This is a genomic window from Shewanella algidipiscicola, assembly GCF_900380485.1.
GTDB classification, from domain to species: domain Bacteria; phylum Pseudomonadota; class Gammaproteobacteria; order Enterobacterales; family Shewanellaceae; genus Shewanella; species Shewanella algidipiscicola.
In genome coordinates, this window is sequence record NZ_OXJV01000001.1 from 371,493 (window position 1) to 395,360 (window position 23,868).

At 49.6% G+C, this 23,868-nt stretch carries 18 protein-coding genes; 5 read left to right on the forward strand and 13 right to left on the reverse strand.

The window, feature by feature from the left end; all coding sequences use genetic code 11:
* Positions 1–84: 84 nt before the first annotated feature.
* Both cydD and cydC read left to right on the forward strand, forming a co-directional pair.
* The gene (gene cydD, locus DN599_RS01635; protein WP_110455911.1) at positions 85–1,878 is read left to right on the forward strand and encodes a heme ABC transporter permease/ATP-binding protein CydD; all 1,794 of its coding nucleotides are present in this window, start codon (positions 85–87) and stop codon (positions 1,876–1,878) included.
* 11 nt (positions 1,879–1,889) lie between these two features.
* Positions 1,890–3,680 carry a heme ABC transporter ATP-binding protein/permease CydC gene (gene cydC / locus DN599_RS01640; protein WP_110456756.1) on the forward strand — a complete coding sequence of 597 codons (1,791 nt, stop codon included), beginning with the start codon at positions 1,890–1,892 and terminating at the stop codon, positions 3,678–3,680.
* 166 nt (positions 3,681–3,846) lie between these two features.
* Here the strand turns inward: cydC and putA are convergent, their stop codons facing one another.
* The 4 genes from putA to DN599_RS01660 all read right to left on the reverse strand — a co-directional run bounded on the left by putA (position 3,847) and on the right by DN599_RS01660 (position 10,330).
* Positions 3,847–7,026 (reverse strand): bifunctional proline dehydrogenase/L-glutamate gamma-semialdehyde dehydrogenase PutA, encoded by a 3,180-nt coding sequence (gene putA, locus DN599_RS01645; protein WP_110455912.1) that lies wholly within the window; start codon positions 7,024–7,026, stop codon positions 3,847–3,849.
* Positions 7,027–7,566: 540 nt separating this feature from the next.
* On the reverse strand, positions 7,567–8,142 hold the full coding sequence (locus tag DN599_RS01650) for a TIGR04211 family SH3 domain-containing protein (protein ID WP_239473201.1): 576 nt from the start codon (positions 8,140–8,142) through the stop codon (positions 7,567–7,569).
* Positions 8,143–8,356: 214 nt separating this feature from the next.
* Positions 8,357–9,625: an inorganic phosphate transporter gene (locus DN599_RS01655; protein ID WP_110455914.1), complete on the reverse strand. Its 1,269-nt coding sequence runs from the start codon at positions 9,623–9,625 to the stop codon at positions 8,357–8,359.
* A 24-nt stretch (positions 9,626–9,649) separates the two neighbouring features.
* A complete protein-coding gene (locus DN599_RS01660) occupies positions 9,650–10,330 on the reverse strand; it encodes a TIGR00153 family protein (protein WP_110455915.1) in 681 nt (226 codons plus the stop codon).
* Positions 10,331–10,583: 253 nt separating this feature from the next.
* Between DN599_RS01660 and DN599_RS01665 the strand changes: the two genes are divergently transcribed.
* Positions 10,584–12,068: a CYTH domain-containing protein gene (locus DN599_RS01665; RefSeq protein ID WP_110455916.1), complete on the forward strand. Its 1,485-nt coding sequence runs from the start codon at positions 10,584–10,586 to the stop codon at positions 12,066–12,068.
* 175 nt (positions 12,069–12,243) lie between these two features.
* On the opposite strand, the gene DN599_RS01670 is transcribed toward DN599_RS01665, so the two are convergent.
* The 8 genes from DN599_RS01670 to DN599_RS01705 form a co-directional block, all read right to left on the reverse strand.
* Entirely contained in the window at positions 12,244–13,056 is an 813-nt protein-coding gene (locus DN599_RS01670) for an ion transporter (protein ID WP_110455917.1), read from the reverse strand.
* 67 nt (positions 13,057–13,123) lie between these two features.
* Positions 13,124–13,456 (reverse strand): hypothetical protein, encoded by a 333-nt coding sequence (locus DN599_RS01675; RefSeq protein ID WP_110455918.1) that lies wholly within the window; start codon positions 13,454–13,456, stop codon positions 13,124–13,126.
* Between the two features lie 66 nt (positions 13,457–13,522).
* Complete coding sequence (locus DN599_RS01680) at positions 13,523–14,167, reverse strand: DUF4178 domain-containing protein (RefSeq protein ID WP_110455919.1); 645 nt, start codon at positions 14,165–14,167, stop codon at positions 13,523–13,525.
* Between the two features lie 81 nt (positions 14,168–14,248).
* A complete protein-coding gene (locus DN599_RS01685; RefSeq protein WP_110455920.1) occupies positions 14,249–14,935 on the reverse strand; it encodes a PspA/IM30 family protein in 687 nt (228 codons plus the stop codon).
* Positions 14,936–15,017: 82 nt separating this feature from the next.
* On the reverse strand, positions 15,018–15,431 hold the full coding sequence (locus DN599_RS01690; protein ID WP_110455921.1) for a YjfI family protein: 414 nt from the start codon (positions 15,429–15,431) through the stop codon (positions 15,018–15,020).
* A gap of 77 nt (positions 15,432–15,508) precedes the next feature.
* Entirely contained in the window at positions 15,509–17,236 is a 1,728-nt protein-coding gene (locus tag DN599_RS01695; protein ID WP_110455922.1) for a polyamine aminopropyltransferase, read from the reverse strand.
* A 24-nt stretch (positions 17,237–17,260) separates the two neighbouring features.
* Complete coding sequence (locus tag DN599_RS01700; RefSeq protein WP_110455923.1) at positions 17,261–18,160, reverse strand: DUF350 domain-containing protein; 900 nt, start codon at positions 18,158–18,160, stop codon at positions 17,261–17,263.
* 11 nt (positions 18,161–18,171) lie between these two features.
* Positions 18,172–19,125 (reverse strand): hypothetical protein, encoded by a 954-nt coding sequence (locus DN599_RS01705; RefSeq protein ID WP_110455924.1) that lies wholly within the window; start codon positions 19,123–19,125, stop codon positions 18,172–18,174.
* A 240-nt stretch (positions 19,126–19,365) separates the two neighbouring features.
* Here DN599_RS01705 and glnE point away from each other — a divergent pair, with 240 nt between their 5' ends.
* The gene (gene glnE, locus DN599_RS01710) at positions 19,366–22,236 is read left to right on the forward strand and encodes a bifunctional [glutamate--ammonia ligase]-adenylyl-L-tyrosine phosphorylase/[glutamate--ammonia-ligase] adenylyltransferase (protein WP_110455925.1); all 2,871 of its coding nucleotides are present in this window, start codon (positions 19,366–19,368) and stop codon (positions 22,234–22,236) included.
* Positions 22,237–22,375: 139 nt separating this feature from the next.
* A complete protein-coding gene (locus tag DN599_RS01715; RefSeq protein WP_239473202.1) occupies positions 22,376–23,071 on the forward strand; it encodes a substrate-binding periplasmic protein in 696 nt (231 codons plus the stop codon).
* Position 23,072: 1 nt separating this feature from the next.
* Here the strand turns inward: DN599_RS01715 and DN599_RS01720 are convergent, their stop codons facing one another.
* Positions 23,073–23,861, reverse strand: a complete 789-nt coding sequence (locus DN599_RS01720; RefSeq protein WP_110455927.1) for an ABC transporter permease — start codon at positions 23,859–23,861, stop codon at positions 23,073–23,075.
* Between the last annotated feature and the right edge of the window lie 7 nt (positions 23,862–23,868).

The following is a 23,868-nucleotide window of genomic DNA, read 5'->3' on the forward strand; positions in this document are numbered from 1 at the left end:
TGTTTATTAAGCCCCCATTGCCTGCGATACTTCACGGATTGGCAATATACGCCGTTACCCTCGCCTCAATGTCGTCGGAGCCCCATGGACAAAAGCTTAGAAAAAGTGCTTTCCCGTTGGTTGAAACAGCAAAAATCAGCCTGTGGCATCTACCTTAACCTCACTGTGTTGTTTGGTGTATTGACGGGCTTAGCCTTAGTGGCACAAGCCTATCTGCTGGCCACCATGTTACATGGCATGATCATCGAATCGCAGCCCAAAACCGATTTCATCAACCATTTTTATCTCCTCATCGGCATCATAGCGCTTAGGGCATTATTGGCCTATGGCCGCGAGCGCATTAGCTTTAAAGCGGGCTGTTTGCTGCGTGGGCAGATCCGTAAAGCGGTGCTGGATAAGTTAACCCAACTGGGGCCCGTGTTTATAAAAGGTAAGCCGGCGGGTAGCTGGGCCAGCATTGTATTGGAGCAGGTTGAAGATCTGCATGACTTTTACGCCAAATACCTGCCACAGATGCTGCTGGCGGGCTTTATTCCGCTGACCATTTTAGCGGTGGTGTTTCCGATAAACTGGGCCGCGGGCATCATCTTGCTGGCAACGGCCCCGTTAATTCCGCTATTTATGATCTTAGTGGGCATGGGCGCTGCCGATGCCAACCGTAAAAACTTCACCGCCTTGTCGCGTTTAAGTGGCCACTTTATGGACCGCCTTAAAGGCATGAGTACCATTAAGCTGTTCTATCGCGGCGATCGTGAGATCAAAGCGATTGAAACCGCCTCTGAAGAGTTTCGCAGTCGCACTATGGCGGTGCTGCGCATGGCCTTTTTAAGCTCCGCCGTGCTGGAGTTTTTCGCTGCTGTGTCGATTGCGGTATTGGCGGTGTATTTTGGTTTTAGCTTTCTTGACCATCTCGATTTTGGGCATTATGGCGCTGGCCTCACCCTGTTTACCGGTTTATTTGTGCTGATCTTGGCCCCCGAGTTTTATCAACCGCTGCGGGACATGGGCACGCATTATCATGCTAAGGCGCAGGCCATCGGCGCGGCAGAAGCGTTAATGGCCTTGCTTAATCATCCCGAGAGTGGCTGTGGCGATAACAATAGTGGCGGCAATCAGGGGGCGCCGTTTGCCTCTAATCAGCCGCTGAGTCTGGTGCTGCAAGATGTGACCGTGCGTAGCCTCGATGGCCAAGCGTTGGCCGGACCGCTGAGTGTGACGTTATTGGCTGGGCAACGTATGGCGTTGGTGGGGCCTAGCGGGGCAGGAAAAAGCAGTTTACTCAATATGTTGCTCGGCTTTTTACCCTATGAAGGGTCGGTGTTGGTCAATGGCATCGAGCTGAATACACTCGACAGAGTCAGCTATCGCCGCCATTTGGCATGGCTGGGGCAAGAGCCGCAGCTGTTTCATGGCACGGTGCGCGATAACGTGGCGATGAGTAATATCGAGATGAGCGACGCCAGCGTACTGGCGCTTTTGGAAAAGGCGCAGGTGAGAGAGTTTGTCGACGCGCAGCCGCTCGGGTTAGCCCATCCCATAGGGGAGCAAAGTGCCGGGGTGTCGGTGGGGCAAGCTCAACGCTTGTGCCTTGCTCGTGCGCTGGGGCAAGAGGCGCAGCTTTTGTTACTTGATGAGCCTACTGCCAGCTTAGACAGCCACAGTGAGCAAGCGGTATTAGCGGCACTGGATGAGGCGATGGCAGGCGCGAGCGCCTTGATGGTGACTCATCGTCTAGATTCTCTGCAGCAGATGGACAAGATAGTGGTGTTAGACAAGGGACGCATTGTGCAGCAGGGCGATTATCAGACCTTGGTGAGCCAGCAGGGGCTATTTCGGGAGCTGTGCCATGAGCAGGCTTTAAGCGAGGCATTGTCATGAAACGTAAAGGAATAAGCCAACTGTTGCCGTTTTTAAGGCTGTTTAAACGCCAATGGCTGATGATGGGCGTTGGACTGTTGTTAAGTATCACCACCTTGATGGCTGGCATTGGCTTGTTATCGCTGTCGGGCTGGTTTCTCTCGGCCACGGCGGTTGCAGGACTCACGGTGGCGACCGCGCAGGCGTTTAACTATTTTTCCCCCGCAGGTGGCGTGCGCTTTTTATCCATCGCCCGTACCGCCAGTCGCTACGGTGAGCGCCTTGCCACCCATGAGGCCACCTTTAAATTATTGACCGAGCTTAGGTGCTGGGCATGGCGCAAGTTGATGCCGCTGAGCGCGAGCGATCTTCAGGCGGTGCGCGGTGGCGATCTGCTGAATCGTTTAGTGTCAGACATCGATACGCTGGATCATCTCTATTTACGCTTAATCACTCCCATGACCGCTTCGCTGTTGATGATCGGTGCCCTATACCTGTTTTTGGGCTGGTTTGATGCCACCTTAGCGTTAACCCTGTGCGGCGTGTTATTGGCCTTATGGTGTTTATTGCCGTTGATCTTTTATGCATTAGGCCATCGCCCAGGCATCGCCCAGCTTGAGGCAAAACGCGACTTTAGAGTATTAATGCTCGAATATGTGCAGGGACAGGCCGAGTTAACCCTATTTGGCGCGCTACCACGGTTTCGCGCCGAGCTTGATAGGGCGCAGACAAAGTTGTTTGTCAGCCAAGCGGCGATGGCCAATGTCACTGCGCTGAGCCAAGCGGCGTTGGTCTTGTGTCATGGGCTGGCCGTGGTACTGCTGCTATATATGGCGGCCGATGGGGTGGGTGAACATCTGCCGCCGGGGCCCATGCTGGCGTTGGTGGTGTTTATGACACTGGCTTGTATCGAGATGTTGATGCCGCTAGCGGGAGCGTTTCAGCACCTGTCTGCGTGTGTGATGGCCGCCGAGCGAGTCAATGAGGTGGCGCTGCAATCGCCTAGCATCATCTTTAATGAGCAGGCAGAGCATAGAGTCAGCCACGGCGCGTTATGCTTGCAGCAGGTCGATTTTGCCTATACGGCAGATAGGCCCGTGCTCAAAGGGGTCGATTTAACCCTGCAGGCTGGTGACAAGGTGGCGCTGCTTGGGCAAACTGGTTGTGGCAAGTCGAGTTTGTTGTCATTAATCACTCGTCAGTGGCAGCCGCAAGCGGGCAGTATCATGCTCGATGGGGTGCCTATTTCAGCCTACAGCGAAAAACACCTGCGCCAAGGCATGACAGTGGTGAGCCAGCGTATCTACCTGTTTGCCGGAACCCTGCGCGATAACTTAACCTTAGCCCAGCTCGATACGCAAACGGAGATCCAGACACAAGGCTTAAGTCGTGCAGCCCGGCAGGAGGCGCAGGCGGCCAATGATAAGCTGCTCGTTGAGGTGCTCAATAAAGTGGGCTTAAGTACTTTAACTCAAGGTGATAAGCCACTGGATACTTGGATTGGTGAAGGTGGGCGACAGTTGTCGGGAGGGGAGCAGCGCCGTATTGGGGTTGCCAGAGCGCTATTGCGTGATGCGCCGTTATTGCTGCTCGATGAGCCTACCGAAGGGTTAGATCAACGCACCGAACGTGAGATCTTGGCGCTGTTATTTGAATTTGCTCAAGATAAAACCTTGTTGATGATAAGCCACCGCCTAACTGCAATGGCGCAGATGGACTGTATTCATCTGATGGAAAATGGGGTGATCCGTCAAAGTGGTAGCCATCAAATGCTGCTGCAACAGGATGAATACTATGCCAGCTTACAACGGCGCTTAGTGTAAATTAGGCTTGCTTAAGCCGGCGATGGGCCGTTAAGCAGACAGTAAAAAGCCAGTTGCATTGCAACTGGCTTTTTATTTATCTACTTTTTATTTATCGTCGCCGACACCTTAGGATATCGGCTTACTTGTTATTTGCCTACTTACGCTATGGGATGCGCTAATGGCATTAGTCATCACTATCGCCCAGAGATAATAGGGTCGCATTGCCACCGATGGCGGTGATGTTATTGGTGCGGATCTTTTCGGTCACAAAACGGGTTAAGTAGTGTGGACCACCGGCTTTAGGGCCTGTGCCCGACAGGCCTTGTCCGCCGAAAGGCTGCACGCCAACGACAGCGCCAATTTGGTTGCGATTGATATAGACATTACCCACATTAACCTTGTCGGCTAAGGCGAGGGCATGGCTTTCGTTACGGCTATGGATCCCTAGGGTAAGACCAAATCCGGTTGAATTGATCTCATCAATAACCTTAGGTAAATCAGCAGCCTTGTAGCGGGTCACATGCAGGATAGGCCCAAAGTGCTCTTTTTCTAACACTTTAATCGAGTCTATTTCTACCGCAATCGGCGCCACAAAGTGGCCATTTTCGGTGCCAGCTGGTAACTCAAGTTGGTTAATCAAACGGCCTACTTGCTTGATGTGATCGATATGGGCATTAAGGTTGGCCTTGGCGGTCGCATCGATCACCGGCCCGACATCTGTCTTCACCGAGTTGGGATCGCCAATGGTTAACTCATTCATCGCCCCTTTGAGCACATCAATAACGCGATCGGCGATATCTTCTTGTAAAAACAGCACTCGCAGCGCCGAGCAGCGTTGTCCTGCACTGGTAAAGGAAGATGACACCACATCATTAACCACTTGCTCCGGCTGCGAGGTTGAGTCCACTACCATGGCATTTTGGCCACCAGTTTCGGCGATTAGCGGAATGATAGCCCCTTCGCGCTGGGCTAAGGTTAGGTTGATGCGCTTGGCCGTGACGGTTGAACCAGTGAAGCAGACGCCCCCTATGCGCTCATCGGCGGTGATGGTCGCCCCAACGCTAGCACCCGTGCCAGGCAGGAACTGTAGCACCTCTTTGGGGATCCCCGCTTGATGAGCCAGTTGCACCGCGCGGTAGCCGATAATTGAGGTTTGTTCGGCAGGCTTAGCCACCACAGTGTTACCCGCAGCAAGCGCGGCGGCAACTTGACCTAAGAAGATGGCTAGCGGGAAGTTCCAAGGGCTGATACACACAAAGACGCCGCGACCTTGCAAGAACAGCTCATTGAGCTCACCCGTTGGGCCGGGAAGCAGTTCAGGCTTGGCCATCATCTTCTTGGCTTGCACCGCGTAGTAGCGACAGAAATCGACCGCTTCGCGCACTTCATCGATACCGTCTTGAATACTCTTACCCGCTTCACGGGTACATAAGACAATCAACTCTTCGCGGTGTTCTTCTAATAGATCCGCTAGCTTTTGTAGCGCGTTGGCGCGCACTTCAACGGGCGTTGCACACCATGAGCCAAAGGCGCCATGGGCACTGGCGAGCGCATGTTCTATGGCGTGGCTGTCGGCAAAGGCGACGCTACCGACCACCTGAGTGGTGTCATAGGGGCTGAGCACTTCTATGGTGTCACCCGTTAGGGTGTCGCCATTGACCAGTGGGCCCGCGCTCCAGCGCGTGTCTTTAAAGGTGTCTAGCGCCGCGAAAAACGGCTCAGATTCCGAGATGATATTCATATTGAGTCCCTTAGAGTTTTTACGTTCGGCGCCAAAAATATCGGCTGGCTGAACAATTTTATTATTGGCTAGGGTGTTGTAGCTTTGTAGGGTCGTCAAAGGATGGACAACCAAAGAGTCGATGGGGGTTTTAGGGTCTACCAGTTTATGCACAAACGAGGTATTGGCGCCATTTTCTAGCAGTCGACGCACCAAGTAAGGCAGCAGATCTTTGTGGGCACCAACGGGCGCATAGATACGCACTGTGCTCACGCCAGCTTCGGCCAGCAAGGTGTCATACAACTCTTCGCCCATGCCGTGCAGACGTTGAAACTCATACTGGCGATCGCCCGCCATATCGGCAATGGCCGCGACGGTTTGCGCATTGTGGCTGGCAAACTGCGGATAGATGGCGCCGCGAGTGGCATCAGACAACAGGTAGCGGGCGCAGGCAAGGTAAGAGACATCGGTACCTGCCTTACGGGTGTAGAGCGGGTAACCGCCTTCACCAGCCATTTGTGCCCATTTTAGCTCGCTGTCCCAGTAAGCCCCTTTCACTAAACGGAGCGGGATCTCATCGCCTTGCTCTTTCGATAGGCGTGTTAGCCAGCACAATACCGGCAGGGCGCGTTTAGAGTAGGCTTGCACGACTATGCCTAACAGGCCCCAGCCTTTGGCGGCGTCTGAGTTATACAGCTTTTGGAATAGCTTGAGCGACAGTTCTAAGCGATCGGCTTCTTCGGCATCGATAGAGACGCCAATATTGAGGGCGCGCGCTTGCTTGATTAATTTGATAACTGTGTCGTATAGCTCGGTGAGCGTGCGGTCTTCGTTAGCGACTTCATAGCGAGGATGCAGCGCTGACAACTTAATCGAGATGGTTGGGCGCGGCGCTTGGCTTTCATCGTACTCTTGCTCGCCCAAGGCGGCGATAGCACTGGAATAATCGTCGAAGTATTTTTGCGCATCTTTCATGGTGAGCGCCGCTTCGCCGAGCATGTCGTAGCTGTGGGTATATCCTAGCTTACGCTTATCGACACTGTTTTTTAGGGCTTCTTTAACGGTGCGCCCCAATACAAATTGCTTGCCCATGATCTTCATCGCTGCCAGCATGGCTTGGCGGATCACAGGTTCGCCTAGGCGGTTAACTAAACGGTTGAGTAGGCTACTGGGCTTACCATCAATCTCTTTATCTAGGTTGACAATTTTACCGGTTAGCATCAATCCCCATGTCGAGGCATTGACTAAGGTGGAGCCACTCTTATTGAGGTGTTCGTCCCATTTGGCCCCTGAGAGCTTGTCTTCAATCAGTGCATCGGCGGTCTCGGCATCGGGTATGCGTAGCAAGGCCTCGGCTAGGCACATCAAGATAATGCCTTCTTGAGTTTCTAAGCTATATTGCTGCAAGAAGGCATCGATACCGACCATCAGGCCTTTTTTATCGTATTGACGTACCTTGCTGACTAAATCGTGCGCACGTTGGGTGACTCGCTGGATCTCTGCTTCACTCGAAGGCACCAATTGGATCAGCTCTGAGAGGTATTGTTCTTCATCGACAATATAGTTGTGGGTGATCGCTTCAAAAAGCTCATCTAGGGTAGCTGAGTCATAACGACCAGTCAGAACTTCACTTGCTTTGAACATAGTAGTAACTTCCACCTGGACCTACATTAGGGACAGTTTTGGCTTGAACAAAAGGTCAGTTTAAAAGGCGTTTAGTATTATTTTTGTATACAACCTGGCGCCTTAGCGCGCCGATTATACATTCAAAATGTGACGAGGAACACCATTGTGAAAACTTATGTGATCCTTGTTTGAAATGATGTGAATGTAAGGTGTCATATGCCCGCTTTATAAAGGGTAAGGCTCGTAGCTGATAATTGCATGGTGTTTGAAATTGACTGTAAATAACCTGTTAAACCAGGTCGGTTTTGCCAAGAAGCAGCTAATCTCTACACAGCCTTTAACCATGCGTCCGCTGCAATATCTGTTTGCTCGTTTTAGCGCAGTTTGGTTGGCATAGCCTATGGAGTGCATTTATCAGATCAGGGTTGAGCATCGATTGGCCGAGCGGGTTCATGGGGTTGATATGGCAGTAAAACGATTGAGTCCGGCTATCAATAAAGCGTGATGCATAAAAAAGCCAGCACCTTGAGTGCTGGCTTGTATGCTAAGCGGTCGTTATTACCAGCGATTTTTTTGGCGACGACGGGGTCTTGGTAGGTAAGCGATGATCACCCCAAGAATTAAACCGATACCCGCAATCATACCGCCTTGCTTGAGTTGCTCGAAACGCTCGTTATTTTGAATCTTTGCTAGCTCACGTGTGGCGCTATCGCGCTCGCTGCTGGCTTCGGCGAGCGCCTGCTCACTGGTGGCAAGTTGAGAGCGAAGTTGACGGATAAGCTGAGTACTATTACTGCTTTCATTGGTCAAGGTATCGAGCTCGGACTGTACCTGTGCCAGCTTGGCTTCCACCTCGGGTAGCTGCACGCGAAAGCTCTTGCTGCTGGTGACAAGATTAGCATCGACCCAGCCTTCACGGCCTTTGTGGTCGATAATTTTAACATAGTCTCCTTGGGTCTCACCTAGGTAAGTGATGGCTTGTCCTGCCTCGACGCTACCTAAAATACGGAACTGAGTACCCGGCCCGCCATGAAGGAAGGTGTAGACATTATCCGAAATATAACGGGTCTGCTCAGCTGCCAAAAGAGTGGTTGACAGCAACATCAATGCAACGATAGATAGGAGTCTTAACACTTTGAGTTCTCTTCAACGAAATATTGCCACATGCTAGGGATTTAACGGCCTTTTTGCAAGGGGTAGCATGGCTGATATTTTATCAAATGATGATAGAGATCAGCGATAAGCTATCGTTATGGGCCGTGTCAATAGCCTATCTTGTTCTGTCGCGCCCATAAAAAAGGAAGCCATTTGGCTTCCTTTTAATGCTTCTACTTATACTATCAAGCGATTAGTTGAAAATACCCTTAATGGTAAAGAAGAAGATGATCGATAGGCCAGCACCTGCAGGTAAAGTGACCACCCAAGATACCACTATGTTACGTACCACGCCGATATTGATAGCGGCAATACCACGCGCCATGCCGACGCCTAATACCGCACCCACCAAGGTTTGTGTGGTAGAGATAGGTAAGCCGGTACCCGAGGCGATAACCACGGTAGAAGCGGCTGCTAGCTCGGCGGCAAAGCCACGGCTTGGGGTAAGATGAGTAATATTTTTACCTATGGTTTGCATGACGCGCTTACCAAAGATAGCCAGACCCATCACAATACCCACAGCGCCTAAAGGCAGGATCCACCATACCAATGGAGCTTTGCTGCTGATCTCGCCGCCACTATTAACGACAGAAACAACGGCTGCCAGTGGGCCAATGGCGTTAGCAACGTCATTAGAGCCGTGCGCAAATGCCATACAACATGCGGTAACCACCATCAAGATGGCGAACACTTTCTCAACGTTACCAAACTGGGTTTGACGATCGGCTTTTTCGCTCATCTTGAGGCGTTTAATCGCAACCATACCGCCAAGTCCAACAAGGATGGCAATGCCTATGGCTAATACATAGGACTCAAGATCGGTAAAGTGTAAACCAACGTGTTTTAGCCCTTTCTTGATGGTCACAAGTGACATTACAAAACCAGCTAACCCCATGTAGAACGGCACATAGCGTTTAGCATTTTCAAGTGGATTTTCGGTGTTGAAAATCAGCTTCTGTACGCTTTGGAATATCATGAAGGCAATAAAGCCCGAAATGGCTGGCGTGACTACCCATGAGCCAACAATGCCAAACACTTTGCCCCAAGCCACTGAGTCAGCACCCACTCCGACCGAGGCAAAACCAACAATCGCGCCCACAATGGAGTGAGTCGTCGATACTGGCCATCCTAATGCAGAGGCGACTACTAACCAGATACCTGCGGCTAATAGCGCCGCAATCATGCCGTAAACCAATAACTCTGGTGAGTCGACAAAATACGCTGAATCGATGATCCCTTTTCGAATCGTGCTGGTAACTTCACCGCCGGCAAGATAAGCGCCAGCGAATTCGAAGATCATCGCAATAATGATCGCTTGTTTAATGGTGATCGCGTTTGAACCTACAGAGGTTCCCATTGCATTGGCGACATCGTTTGCGCCGATACCCCACGCCATTAAAAATCCAAATGCGGCCGCAATAGCAATAAGCCATGGGCCGTTGGTGACTAATACATCAACCATGTTGATACCTTGATAACTTGTTTTTTAGACGCGAGCTAACATTAGCTCTAAGCGAGAACCGACGCGCTCAGCAAGATCTGCTAAGTCACCAACCCACTCAATTATCTTATAAAGGAACATCACATCGATAGGATTTAGCTCGTTTTCAATGCTAAATAACTGGCGACGGATTTTGATTTGTAGATCATCGGTGTCCTCTTCAATTTGGTCGAGTTCACTGATCATCTTAGCGACAAGATCGACTTCACGCCCACGAAAACCTGTTTCTAGTAGGTCGTCGAGTTCGTTAATGGCTTCCTTAGCCTGCACAACAGCATCAATGCAGCGTTGTAAATAGGCGGTGAAGGGTTCTTGTATAGCTGCGGGGACAAGTAGTTGACGGCCAATGACGCGGCCTGAAATGTCTTTCGCCTTATTAGCGATCTTATCTTGCTGGGTAAGTAGCTCCAGTAAGTCGGTTCGTTCAACTGGCATAAACAGGCCACCAGGAAGAGTCAGACGGATCTCTCTTTTAAGATCATCCGCTTCACGCTCCGCTTGGCTAATTTGCTTACGAAGTTGAACTGCTTTGTCCCAGTCACCTGCGACAGTTGCTTCAAAAAATGGTACAAGTATCGACGCACAGTAGTGCACTTTATCGATATGTTCTTGTAACGGTTTGATTGGCGATTTTGCAAACACGCCCAAAATAGAGTTTACTGGCATTGCCGTGTACCTATTTAGGTTATTCCACTGTTGGAAAATGCGGGCGCATGTTAACCCAAGCGTCCACGTATTGAAACTGTGTTTTTATATAAAAACTGACAGTTTTTATTCTAACGAGTTATATAGAAACTGCAAAGCGTAATCCTAAAGTGCTTTTGTGACAGCAATATTACATTATGACGTTTTCATTAAATAATAATGAAAGCTGCATTACAGAATCGAATTTATTAATCAAAAAGTGAGCAATTGGCGAATGGCAGCCGAAATAGAACTTAAACTGTTTTTCCCGAAAAGTGCACGAGAAGCCTTGATATCACTGCTAAACAGTTTACCTCATAGTGAGTCAAAAGGCGTAAAACATCTCAGTAATAGTTATTTTGATACCCCAGACTTACAGCTGCGGCAATGGGACATGGGGCTGCGTATTCGCGGTTGCGATGGCCATTATGAGCAGACCATCAAGACCGCGGGCAGTGTCGAAGGCGGAGTGCATTCCCGTCCCGAATACAATATTGATATCGATCAACCTAAGGTCGATTTATCACGCTTTCCGTCTAAAATTTGGCCGCTAGGTGCTGACATAGATAAAGTGCAGCGCCGATTAACTTCGTTATTTGATACCGATTTTAGCCGGATGATTTGGCATATTTATCTACAAGATAGCTTAGTCGAGGTGGCTTTAGATATCGGCACCGTTTGTGCCAATGGTGTCAGCGAACCTATATGTGAAATTGAGTTTGAGCTGCTTGCTGGCCAAACGCAGGCGTTATTGATACTGGGCGAGCAAGTGACCAAGCAGATCCCCGCGCGTTTGGGGCGAGCCAGCAAGGCGCAGCGAGGCTATTGCTTGGCCGCCATGGCAAGCCCACCACCACTTGAACCACTCGATGTTATCGCGTTAGGTGATAATGCGACGCCAAAACAGGCATTATTAACTGTGCTTAGTATCGGACTGGAGCGTTGGCAATTGCTCGAAGCCTTGGTGTTAGAGTCCAGCGAGAGTGTTGAGCAGTCAGAGCTGGCATATCGGCTGCGCGCTTGTATCAGGCTGCTGCGCTCTACTTTGATGCAATTTGGTCTGTTAGATGAGTCCTTATTACAGGCTTTTTCGCGCCTAGAGCAACATCTGGCCCCGGTTGATATTAGTTTGGGTTACCGCACCCTATTAACTCACAGGGCCACTTTATTAACGACCCTGCCGCAAGTGGAGGCGATTGAGCCGTTAATCACTAAGGCTTTAGCTGCACAGGATTTACCTTGCGTGATGCAAATCATGTTGGCTGATAACGCCTATGGTCACTTGCAGCTCAAGTTGGTTAACTTGTTATTTGCCTGTCGAGAGGGCTTATTGCCACTTAATCTCTCGTCTGAGCTGGTGCAATTTGCCAATAACCAGTTAGAAGATTCATGGCGGCAAATGTGTACTATGATGTCAGCCGAGCGCACATGGAACTGTGATGACTTGCTTTCGCTGGGTAAGGCGTTAGAGGAGAGTCACTTAGTGGGTATCGCGTATGGTGACTTGTATCGCGTCAAACTAAGATCGCTATTTTGCGCCCCTTGGAATGACTTAGCACAAGGGGTTCGCACCTTATATGCTTATCAATGTTTAGCCAAGCTGGCGACAGCGCAAGGGATTGCGCTTCAACCTTGGCTCGATTCTCAGCAACAGAGTTTATTGGTCGCGATGGAGCATTCGCGCCGCTCGGCGCTGAAGGCCACGCCTTTCTGGCGTTAAATTAGCGCTTAAGGCTCGGTGCCTTTTTCACGGCATCGAGCCGAAGTTAGCTCAAATAGGGGGGAAGCTTTATGGTTTAGCCCTGATATGCCTTAGTGCTAACACGACTTAGTTTTGAAGCGTAACTCATTTCTCGGCGTGAACAGTCAATGACGGTGTTATGGGCGGGATTAACTTACTCGAGCGATTTACCTTGTTTGAGTTGTTGTTTGAGTTGTTGTTTTAGTTCTGTAACTTCTTGCAGTAATGTGGCTTGGTTTTGCTCCATCCGGTGCAGGGCATGTTGAAGATCGCTACGAATTTCTTCGCTCTGAGTATCTAATTTTTCTGACTCATCGGGAGCGATAAAAATCGAGGCCATATAGCCCGATATCACCCCGAAAAAGCTCACACCACACACTATGACTATGCCGCCGATAACATGGCCAATGGTGGTGACCGGGTAATGGTCGCCATAACCTACGGTGGAAATGGTTACCAGCGCCCACCAAATCGCCTCTTCAGCGGTATGGATATTCGACCCAGGTTCGCCACTTTCTACAATTAATATTAATACTGAGGCAAAGGTAAGCAAGGTGACCAAAGCCACGAGTAAGCTTGCCAGCGTGGCCTGTCGTCGCTGCTTCATCATAGGCACAATGATTGAGCGGGTCATTCTGAGTAGACGAATCACCCGTAAGATTTGGAATAACCTTGCCATGCGCAGAGGCTCAATCGCCGGAATGCTAGCAACAAGATCGATCCAATTGTGTCTGATATAGTGACGTTTATCGTCGGCGCGAAACAGATTGATGAAGAAATAACTGATAAATATGGTGCAGATACTGGCATCGACAAATAATAAAAGCCGGCGGGTTTCGGTGTCGAGCTTGGCAAAGGTGAGCATCAATACCACGACAACTGAAATCAATGATAACGCCATCATGGCTAGCTGAAACGGTGATGGGGCCTGCTCCATTGGCGGCAACCAACGTTTTTTCTCTGCCATAAAATGGCTCCCTAAACGGGACGCGGGTTAATCCCGCGCCCCTTTATTTTGTATTTGAGCCACAATCTTATTCGTTTTCTCCAACAAAATGAACCAAGTCGTCCAATACCCGGCGTTTTATTTCCAGCTGTTCGCTGGGGGGCACGTTATATTTTTGCGCCAATAATTGGTAATCATCTAGGCTGAGGGATACCGTTAGCCTTGGGCGTTTGGGACGCTTAGTCACAGATAGCCCTAAGATAGAGCGAATCTGATCCGAGGGGCTGACCCCAGCATCCAGCGCCGCTTTTCGAATGGAGTATTGAAACTTTTCATCAAGGTCGAATGCGACTTGCGTGGCCTTGGCGGCCTTTTGATTTTGTAACCACTGCTCCGGGAGCGGTTGTTTAACTTTACTCATTTCTGGTTACCTCAGCTTGATGCGGTAAGCCGCTTAGGGTTAATTGGATCACCGCGACAATCCCTATCACTTTCCTGGCCAGTACTCGCGAATGTCACTCAGTGGGCGATACAGGGTCAGCATGACGTCGGTATCGCCGCCTTCATAGACCTCCACTTCAATGCCATAACGTTCGTCATCGTCAAGCAGTTGATACAGTTCAAACGGTTCACCACTGTTAGTGCCTTCATCTTGAGGGGGGGTCATACCGCGATAATCTTGGCGATGGAAATAACCAAATTGAGCAAAGTTAATCTGATGATATTGGCTGCCTAACCAAGCGCTAAGCGATTCAGGAACTGTGGGCAATATAGTCAGACTTGCCTGAACATCTTCTTCAAAAATATCGCTAAATTGGTCAAGGTCGACAATCTGTTCGACTTGGCTGCGGGTAATTTTTAGGGCGAAACACAGATGGGTTTCATCATCTTCATCGAGCGATAAAAATAGGGTGTCATTGCCATGACCTTTTAACACCCACTCGGTCGATTGTCGACGTTCAAATTCATAGGTGTTGACCGCTTCGACCCGCAGTTGTTGGCCGCGTAGCTGCTCGGGTAGCGCGAAGCTATCATCGAGGGTGATCATGTCGCCAATTTGGAGCTGATTGGGGTGGCTTAGTTGACGTGGCGGTGGGGCTTTTTTACCAAAAAGCCCTTTTAAGAATCCCATGTGATACTCCTAGCACTAACGTAAATGGCTCAAAGCACCTCGAGGGAAAACCTTGAGGTGCTTTGAGCAAAGTAACATCGATTACTTGCGGGCTTTGAGGCGTTCGAGCACCGCATTGGCATTGGATTTTTGTTCGCCAATGCCTGCTTCGGCTAACTTTGATTGCAGCGACTTATCACTGTTCTCTTCGGCTAAGGTTTCCGAGGCCTTTAAGCGATCGTCAAACTGTTGTTGACGTGCTTTGATGCGCTCTAGTGAATCTTTAGCGTTCAGCAGTTTTGAGTTGCTGCTGGCAAATGAATCAGTAATGGTTGCCGTGGCTTTTTGCACGCTCTCAGTGGTTTTAACCATGCTCAGTTGGCGCTGATAATCTGCCAGCTGACGTTCGGTTTTACGCACCAACTCTTTGAGTCGAATCGCATGAGCGCTAAAGCTGTCGTTAGCCGATTGCTGCTCGGCAAGCTCTTGGTCTAGTTGGGCTATTTTCTCTGCCACTTCTAGCGCCAAGGTTTCATTGCCTTTTTCTAATGCCTGAGTGGCATAGCCTTCATGCTCGGCGATGGCACGTTTTAGGCGGTCGATTTCACGGCTGGCCTGCATCTCTTTAGCCATCACGTCGGTTAGCTCACGCTTGGCCTTGGTGAGGTGCTTTTCAGCATCGCGGATCTCTTGTTCAAAAATACGCGTGGAGTTGGCATCAACAATACTTTGGCCTACTTCGGTCGCGCCGCCGCGAAACGCGGTTAAAATCTTATTTAGAATACCCATAATGAGACTCCTCTACAGTATAACCGTGCGCTAAAAACCGGATGTCTCGCCCACAGTTACCATAATTTAATTTGGTCTGAATCTAGTTTAAGAACTCGCTGAGTTCATCGATCACTTCTAAGCAGTTATCTGACAGTACCGATAACTCCTGTTCAATCTCTTTCATGCTCGAATTGACCGACAGTGCCCCGTACACCACATATTTGTCGTCAATTTTGGCAAAAGAGGACAGTGGCATTGGAATATTAAGCTCTAGCATGGTTTCGAACATCTGACTGCGACGCTCAGGTTTTACTTCATCTTCGCCCCACAGGTAGCTGATGCATAACACCTGATTCTCCGTGACTGATACAAATAACGGTATCTCTTCACGTCCAACAATATTGACTTGTAACACCTCGACATCACCGTCAATGGGATAGCAATCGAACTGAAAGCCTGTGTGGCTATTGTCGCCAAGATCATTGAGGTGGTTGGCAATTTGGTGAATGTTCATAGTTGTCCTCTTTGACATATTATGTCTGCGGTTAAAGATAGCACTGAGACATAATATGTCAAGTGCTATTTTACGATTCAAAATAGGGTTAGATTTTCATTTTCAGACCAAGCTTGTTGATGATACTGATACAGTTGCATTGAGCCAATATCATTCACTTTTACCTCATCGGCGTATTGATAGTAGTTGCCCGGAAACTCGAATGCCCCCTTGATCAGCCCAGGCGTTAACCAATCTTCGGCTATCGATAACTGGGTCAGGGGTTGCAAGCGCTCACGTGGCGCTTTGCCCGCTAAGGTGGCGATACTCCAGCCCCACTCGCCAAAACTGGGCACATTATGATGATATTGCTGCATATTAAACCCAGCACTGGCGAGGGTCTTACCCACGGAGATGAAGGCCTTTGGCGCATGGTAGGGTGAGGTCGACTGCACCGTAATCGCGCCGTCAGCGCTTAGTAGCTCTTTGAGTTTAAGGTAAAACATGTCGGAGTAGAGTTTATTCAGATCCGGGTGACTGGGATCGGGCAGGTCGACAATAATGGCATCAAATTTATCGCCGCGGCGGATCAGTTTATCGGCGCCATTAAAAGCGTCATCGAAGACAAGCTCTACTCGTTTATCGTTAAGCGCATCATCATTGAGCTTAAGCAGGGCGTGACGCAGGCGCGTCGGCATGGTGTCATCGGGGTTTTTAAATAATGCCACTAAGTCCGCATCCAGATCCATAAGCGTCACCTGCTGCGGCTGCCACTTGAGGACTTGGCGCAAGCCTAAGCCATCGCCGCCGCCAATGATCAGTACCTTATCATGGCGCGCACTGGCTTCGAGGGTTGGATGGACTAAAAACGCATGGTAGATATGCTCATCCTGGCTAGAAAACTGCAACCGACCATTGATGTAGAGCGAATACACCGCAGGCAGATTGTTTCCGCGTAAGCGTTCGGTGAAGGTAAGCTGTTGGAAGCGGGTCGCCTTGGCATAGATCACTTTATCTTTGTAGAGCAAATTATTAAATTGTTGCTCCCACTGCGGACCATGGCTGGCGAGCAGGACCAACAAGCCGCTAGCGATTATATGGCCTGCGAGCAGTAATTTGGCGTGAGCGATATTATCCCAAAAGCGCCAAATAAAGATGAAGCCAGCGAGCAGGTTAAAGCTGGCGGTTAACGCTGCCGCGAGTTGAATATCGATGGCTAACATCAATGTTACCCAAATCGCCGCGCCAACCCCGGCGCCAATATAGTCGGCGCCATAAATGGTGCCTGCATTGTGTAGCAAATGGGCTTCACACAGGGACTGCCTGACTCTGGCGATCAGCGGGATCTCCATGCCGATCATCAAGCCCAGCAACACTCCCCAAAAATAGGGTAGGTACTCGCTTAATTTTTGCAGGCTGCCGATAAAGCCGCCTTGAGGCAGTTGATCGGGCGGCAGGCCGATAGTGTTAGCAATCAACATTGGCAGCTGCTGACCAAAGCCGATGACGGCGGCGGTGATTAAAATTGCCAAGGCGCCGCACAGAGCGACGCTGAGTTCTAAAATGGCAAAGCCAGTATAAGCGCAGCGAATTTTTCGCGCCGCAAAGGCGCCAATGCCCATGGAGACAATCATCAAGCCAATCATGGTGTAGATGGCGGCTTCTAATGCGCCGAGCACTCGCCCGGCATAGTGAGACAATAAATATTCGTAAATCAGACCGCAGCCAGCTAGCACGGCCATGATACCCAGTAACAGTAGATCGTCAAACCAGGTGAGTTTTTTGGCGCCAACCGAGGTTGGCGCAGTCGTGGGAGAAGAGTGCATTACATCCTTGCTGGTGCGATTAGGTTACACCATCAAACTGGTTAAAATAAGGGCGATAGCCACGCTAATGGCCAATTCAACGGTGGCGATCCCCACATTGTGTTGCAGCTCTACCTCTTCGGCCAAATTGATGTTAGCTAAGACTAACTTTTTCACCAAGGCTTGCAGCAAAGAGAGCGCCAGCAGCATGATCACCGAAAATACCAACCAGCCAATAATATTGTTGATATAGGCATCGGGGATAAAAATAATAAAGTGGCTGGCGGCATTAAAGCTCAGCGCCATCGCTAACATATAGCCGCTATGGCGAATGGCTAATGCAGTTTGGCCTTGGGCTAAAGCTTGTTGCATTGAGGCTTCTTGGTGGCGTTTAGCATAGCCTTTTTCACGGATGCGGGTGAGTAACACCAACATGAGTTGTGAAATGGCAAATGCACTAAAGATGGCGATAAAGGTATCTAAGGTCAGATCTTCAGCCCAAATCAGTACCGCGCGAATAATAATGGCTGTAGCGATGGCAGCGGTGGCATCGACAATTGCCACCGAAATATTGCCCTTAATGATGAGGGCATTTTTATCAATCTCGTTAAGGGCGATCTTATCGTGTAAAAAGCGCCCCAGTTTGATTAGCATTAAGCCGAAGATACCGTAGGCGCTCATGCCGATAGCTTCGACCCAGTATGACTCGGCCGCCTCGCCTGTGATGGCGCCTGTTAGCACTATGCCTAAGCCTGCCACTGCGCCAGCAGTGCTAATGCCAAAGGCAAAATTATCGCGCTCAGACAGTTCATGGGTGCTGTTCACCTTAACGGTCCAGCCCTGTAGGTAGCGCATCGCCGTGAGGAGGATAATGGCGATAGCAAGATCGATCCCTAAAATGATGGCCAGTTCGGTGGTGATGCCGAAGTGTTGCAATATTGTCATCTTAATTTCCTTTATTTGCCCCGACGGACACCGCGTGTCGTGCGACTGCCTGAATTTCTAAAGTTGCTGTTTTTGGAGTAGTTAGAGCGAAATTTACTGCCACTGCTGCGCCCAGCTGTGCTGGCTTTAGGTGCACTGGCGCTTTGGCGTGACAAGCTGGTAGAGCCTGCTCGCGGCTTGGCATAGGGGCTGTCGAACTTTTTCCCCTGGGCATTAAACTGCTTCTTAGTTCGCTCAAAGGTTTGATTTTGCGCCTGAGCTTGTTTCGGTGACGTGTAACGGTAGCGGCCTACATCATTGTAATAGCTGTAGTTACGACGGCTCGACCAGCGGTCGTAATACACTGGGCCGCGTACCAGATTAGAGAACATGGCATACATGCCATACCAGGCCCAAAACGACATACCATCGGAGCCCGTTTGCCAATTACCATAGGCGGGGTTACCAACTAACTGACTGCCCGCGCCAAAATCTTCGGCGCCATTAGCCAGCACAGCGGCTTCACGGCTGATGGCGTTGACCCGCGCCAAGGCGCCATCTGACATGTCGGCGACCACGTTAACTGGATCCGATAACATATCGTTAAATAGGCTGGGGTCGGCGGCTTGATAGAGGTTTTCTGCTTCGCTGAGTTGTTGATCCAGATCGACAAAGTTATTGCCATCACCAAGCTCGTTAAGGCGTCGTTGCAGCGAGGTATACATAGGCCCGGCTGACGTTGCATCTTTAGCTAACTCACGCAGTAGTGGAGCGAGATCGGTTTTTTGTCCTTCAAGTACCTCAACATACTGCCTGAGCAGGTTAGCATTTCGGATCTCACCTTTGTCGAGCATCTGACCAAGGTTAATAATGCGCTCTTGGGCGAGCTGTTGAAATTTTGCGATTTTTTCTGGCCTGTCATCACCACAGCCTGTTAAGGCCAGTAGTAAGGTCAGGGTGAGAATACGCATTAGCATTACTGCCATGTTTTCTCCATAAACATAAGGTTAGATTGCAACGGATAAAGGGTGAACCGTTGATCACTTCTTTGCATAATATAGCGACTAGTTGGGTTATAGTAACCCTTAAACGCGATCAATTTCGTCTCCTGTGGCCCTTTTATCACGGCGCAGGGCTCGATAAGCCATATCGCACAAATTAACGCATATCTATATCATTCAAGACATATTATGTCGAATGTTTAAATGTTAGGGATTGTTTAGGCTATGGAAAATATCACGCATCACCCGTTACCCGCAGTGGTTAAGCAGGTTGCAGACTCGCAATGGCAACGCCTGACTGACGTTTGGCCTGATATGTCTGAGCAGTTAGGCGTGGAGCAAGAGGCGCAATTACGCCAGATGCTCGGTTTAAGTGACTTTGTCGCCGAGCAGCTATGCCGTCACCCTAACTGGATAATGTCGTTATTTGAAGGTCAATTAGCAAGTCTAGACCGTGCCGATTTCAGCAACGAGTTAAACTCCTTGTTGGCGGGTGCCAGCGATGAAGAGCAGGTCAAAGCCATATTGCGCCGCTATCGCAATCGGCAAATGGTGCGTTTGGCCTGGCGTGACTTTCAAGGCTATGCCTCACTCAATGAAGCCCTATTGGATTTATCGGCGCTAGCCGAAGCTCTCATTATTGCGGCGCGCGATTGGCTTTATCAGCAAATGTGCACGCAACATGGTACGCCATGCGATAGCGAAGGGGTTGCGCAGCCCTTGATGATTTTGGGCATGGGAAAGCTGGGGGGACGTGAGCTTAATTTCTCCTCCGATATCGATCTGATCTTCACCTTTCCCGAACATGGAGAAACCCGTGGTGGTCGGCGCGCCTTAGACAATCAACAATTCTTTATTCGTATGGGCCAGCACTTAGTGAATTTACTTCACCAAGTGACGGTCGATGGCTTTGTTTATCGGGTCGATATGCGCCTGCGCCCTTATGGTGAGAGCGGTCCCTTGGTGGTCAGTTTTAGCGGCTTAGAAGATTATTACCAAGAGCAGGGCCGAGACTGGGAGCGTTACGCCATGGTTAAAGCGCGTGCGCTGGGGCCATGGAACGCGTTTTCTGATGAGCTACATGACATGTTACGCCCGTTTGTTTATCGCCGCTATTTAGATTTCTCGGCCATCGAGTCACTGCGTAAGATGAAGCAGTTGATCAGCCAAGAGGTGCGCCGCCGTAAGTTGACCGATAATATCAAGCTGGGCGCAGGTGGGATCCGCGAAGTGGAATTTGTGGTGCAAAGCTTTCAATTGATCCGCGGTGGCCGTGAGCCCGCATTGCGCCAGCAAAGTCTGTTTGCCGCCATCGATACCCTTTACAGCCTAGGCCAACTTGAATATTTGGCGGTCGATGAGCTTAAAAACAGCTATCAACTGCTAAGGCGTGTCGAAAACTTATTACAAGCCATTGGCGATCATCAAACTCAGACCTTACCTAGCAGCGAACTCGATTGGCAGCGTCTCTGTTTTGCCATGGGCATGGCTGATGAGGCCGAGCTTCGCAGCCATATCGATACGGCGATGAGTAAAATTCACCGTTATTTTAACGACACCGTCGGTGGGCAGGATACCGAAGAGATCTGCGAGCTGTGGACGCAACCGTTATGGAATGTGCAAGACGATGACGATGCACACAGTCTGATGGAAGAGCAAAGCATTGCCGATCGCGCTTTATGGCCAGCATTAAAAAGTTGGCGCGAGACAGTCGCCAAGCGCACCATAGGCCCACGCGGACGAGATACATTAGACAAATTAATGCCTCTGCTGTTGCAGGAATTCACCCATCTTGCGGCGCCCTCGAAGGCCTTTACACCTGTCTCTAAGGTACTGGATCAAATTTTGACTCGCACCACCTATTTAGAGCTGTTGTTTGAAAATCCCGGCGCGCGCCAGCAATTGGTAAGCCTGTGTTTGGCCAGCCCATGGATTGCCCAGCAGTTAGCTAAATTTCCCATGTTGCTTGATGAGCTTATCGATCCATCGCAGCTGTATGACACCACATCGCTCGACGATTACCCCAGTGAATTACGCCAATATTTACTGCGGGTTCCCGAAGACGATATGGAGCAGCAAATGGAAGCCTTGCGGCAGTTTAAATTGTCGCAGCAATTAAAAATTGCCGCCGCCGATGTCACCGGTGTACTGCCTGTGATGCAGGTGAGCGATCATCTCACATTTTTGGCCGAGGCGATCATCGAGCAGGTGATTCAGCAGGCATGGCAACAAGTGGTGGCGCGCCATGGGGTGCCGCCCCACCTACAAGGCGAGCAGATGGGTTTTGCCGTGATAGGTTATGGTAAAGCGGGTGGCATAGAACTTGGTTATGGTTCAGATCTCGATTTAGTGTTTTTGCATGACTATAGCCGTGAAAAATACCCACAGAGTAGCCAAACCAATGGTGATCGCCCTGTGGATATCGGCCACTTTTACTTAAAGCTGGCCCAGCGTGTGCTACATCTGTTTTCGACTCGAACCACCTCGGGTGAACTATACGAAGTGGATATGCGCCTGCGTCCCTCGGGAGCATCGGGTTTACTGGTGAGTGAAATTGAGTATTTTGGCCGTTATCAACAAGAGGAAGCTTGGACCTGGGAGCATCAAGCCTTAGTCCGTGCGCGATTCTTGTTTGGTGATAATGCCTTAGCTGTGCGTTTTAGTGAGTTGCGCCGCGACGTACTGGCCATGGCTCGCGACCATATTCAGCTGGCGAAAGAGGTGCGTGAAATGCGCCAGAAAATGCGCAACCATCTGCTGAAGGTCGAACCGGGTTATTTCGATTTAAAACAGAGCCCCGGCGGCATTGCCGATATTGAGTTTATCGCCCAATATCTGGTCTTAGCGCATACCCATACCCATCCAGAGTTAGCGACCTGGTCTGATAATGTCCGTATATTTGAGACGTTATCGGAACTTGAGCTGTTGCCGCATCTTAGTGCACAGCATTTAACTCAGGCCTATTGTTATCTTCGAGATGAGAGTCATCACCTAACACTGCAACAGCAGAGCGGCAAGCTCCCTATTGAATTGGTCGAGTCGCATACACAAGGTGTGGTCGATATTTATCAGCAGATCTTGGGGGGTGATGAATAATAGGTTGCTTTTTTCTCAGTCTGCTACACTGAAATTTACCATTATCTAGCGGTATCTCTATGTGACCAGATTGCGCTTTGCGACTCTATTTACGGTTTGTTTATATTCTTGTATTGGGACAGTTACTTTCGCTAATAACTTGTCCCATCTCACTTATTTTACCGAATCTTATCCCCCTTATAACTATCGTGATAATTATCAACTGACAGGGATCGCTGTCGATCTGCTCGATGCCGCCGTGTCTAAATTTGAGACTGAATTTGACCCTAGCCAGATCCAGCTCGTGCCGTGGGCTCGAGGTTATAAACTGACAAAAATAGGCAAAGATACCGTGTTGTTTTCTATGACACGTACGGCTTATCGTGAGTCCACATTTGAGTGGGTCGGGCCTATTTCGGCTACTAGGATCGTGTTATTTGCGTCAAAGTCTAGGCAGCTGAAAATAACGCAACAGAGCCAGCTTAAGCAATATAATATCGGTGTTATTCGAGATGATATTGGCGAGCAATCACTGTTGGCCCTTGGCGTGAATAAAGACCAGATCCACAGGGCACATAACGCGCGTTACTTAGTACAAATGCTTGAGTTAAAACGGATCGATTTATGGGCATATGATGAGTTAGTCGGTCGTTGGTTAATCAAAAATTCTGGCTTAAATGCCGATGATTTTGAGGTGGTTTATACCCTCAAAGATAGTCAGCTTTATTATGCCTTTAGTAAGGATAGTGACCCAGAATTGCGCCAAAAGCTGCAGCAAGGTATAGATCAGGTGAAAAGCACTGTGCAAGCCAATGGATTAACCGAATATGAAAACATAGTCAGTAAATACCGTTAGTTTAGTTGGTCTTATTTATCAGTAGCTTGCCACTTGGATTAAGGGCTACTCGCACTGAGAGTAGTAAGCTGGTTGTAACACATACACTGAGTACGACAAAGATAGCCAACAAGATAATCAGTTGATATTTAACCGCTAGCATGGGATCGCTACCGCCGAGAATTTGCCCTGTCATCATGCCGGGAAGTGTCACTAGTCCGGTTGTGGCCATAGACGCTAAAATTGGTGCAAGTGATTGTTTTAGTGCAGATTGCACAAAGGGCATTGACGCTTGTTTCGGCCGTGCCCCTAGGGCTAGGCGACCCTCATATTCACTGCGATTTTCCGCTAGGGCACTGAATAGACGCTGCAGGGCAACAATATTGCCGCTGAGGCTATTGCCTAACAACATGCCCGCCAGTGGGATTAAATATTGGGCGCTATAGCTGGGCGTAGGCTGCAGTAACCCAAGTAGTAAAATGGCCAGCACAGGCAGTAACGACAGGGTTATACTGGTCAATATGGGCAAAAACAGCAGCCGTTTAGGCAATTTGGCCCCGCTTAGAATCGCGCTGGCGCCAATCAATATCATGGTGGCTAACCACGTCAAGTTAAGCCAGACGCTATTAAGATCGAATAAAAATTGTAAGTAGATACCGACCAACAAAAGCTGCAACGTCATGCGCAGTACCGCAATACCGATATCTCGGCCGATCCCCAGCTGTAGCCAATGACTAATGGCCACAGGAATGCTGAGCAGCAACATAAACAGTGCTAAATCTAACCAAGTGATATCAATGGTGGCTTGCATATCGCGT